The organism is Acetobacter sp. DsW_059 (assembly GCF_002153695.1).
GTDB classification, from domain to species: domain Bacteria; phylum Pseudomonadota; class Alphaproteobacteria; order Acetobacterales; family Acetobacteraceae; genus Acetobacter; species Acetobacter thailandicus.
In genome coordinates this window covers 1-1,288 of sequence record NZ_JOPI01000063.1, presented here as the reverse complement: position 1 = coordinate 1,288, position 1,288 = coordinate 1, and the positions used below count along the sequence as shown (strand labels likewise).

The window sequence follows — 1,288 nt, the reverse complement described above, 5'->3', positions numbered from 1 at the left end:
GCTCAACTATACCCTCGTCAGCCTTAACCGCTTCACCTGGCTGCTTCAGCCATTTACCAACAGTAGCGGTCGTAACACTCTCACCAAGGGCAGGAACTTTAATTTCAACTGGCATAAATTTTGCCTTTCTTATTCATTCACAAAAAAAATCGGCAGGGCTGAACCCTGCCGATCACAGACGATCAGACGTCAATAAGAAGGCGGCGCGGATCTTCAACATTTTGTTTGATACGCACCAGGAAGCTGACAGCCTCTTTACCATCAACAATACGATGGTCGTAAGACAGAGCTGTATACATCATCGGACGGATCACAACCTGACCATTCACAGCAACCGGACGCTCCTGGATTGCGTGCATACCCAGAATACCTGACTGCGGCGAGTTAAGAATAGGTGTTGAAAGCAGTGAACCGTAAATACCACCATTGGTGATAGAGAAAGTACCACCTGACAGATCATCGATCTTCAGCGTCCCTTCACGGGCTGCTTTGCCATAACCTGCAATGGTTTTTTCAATCTGAGCAAAGCTCATTTTATCCGCATCGCGAATAACCGGGACGACAAGACCGTTAGGCCCGCCAACAGCAATACCCAGGTTCACGAAATCACGGTAAATGACGTCTTCACCATCAATTTCTGCGTTAATAGCAGGGAACTCTTTCAGGGCCGCAATCACGGCACGAGAGAAAATGGACATAAAGCCCAGCTTTACGCCATGCTTTTTAACAAAAAAGTCCTGATATTCCTTACGCAGTTCCATAGCAGCTGACAGGTCAACCTCATTAAAGGTTGTCAGCATAGCTGCTGTATTCTGCGCATCTTTAAGGCGACGTGCAATGGTGCGACGCAGGCGCGTCATTTTTACACGTTCTTCACGCGGGTCATCTTTACGTGGGGGACGAGGTGCTGCCTGCTGCTGGTTAACAGGTGGCTGAGACAGGAACCCAAGCACGTCACCTTTTGTAATACGACCACCAAGGCCTGAACCCTGACCAACCTGATTTGCGCTCAGATTATTTTCGGTCATAAGTTTCTGGGCTGCCGGCAGTGCAAATGGTGCCCCTGCTGCTACTGGCTGCGGTGCTTTTTCAGCAGCGACCGGAGCTGGCGCAGAGGCCGCTTTGGCCGGAGCCGCACCACCGGCTTTACCTTTTTCAAACAGGGCCAGTACCGCACCGACTTCAACCTCGTCGCCTTCTTTTACGACGTGGCTTTCAAGACAGCCATCAGCCGGAGCAGGCACTTCAACGCTGACCTTATCGGTTTCAAGCTCAACTATACCCTCGT

2 protein-coding genes are annotated in these 1,288 nt (G+C 50.4%); both read right to left on the bottom strand.

The features are described from left to right. Positions 1-115: biotin/lipoyl-containing protein (locus HK25_RS11570; protein ID WP_143295985.1), on the bottom strand; the 115-nt coding region annotated here is incomplete at its 3' end. A 67-nt stretch (positions 116-182) separates the two neighbouring features. Continuing rightward, on the bottom strand, positions 183-1,288 hold a 1,106-nt coding region (odhB, locus tag HK25_RS11565), incomplete at its 5' end, for a 2-oxoglutarate dehydrogenase complex dihydrolipoyllysine-residue succinyltransferase (RefSeq protein WP_143295999.1).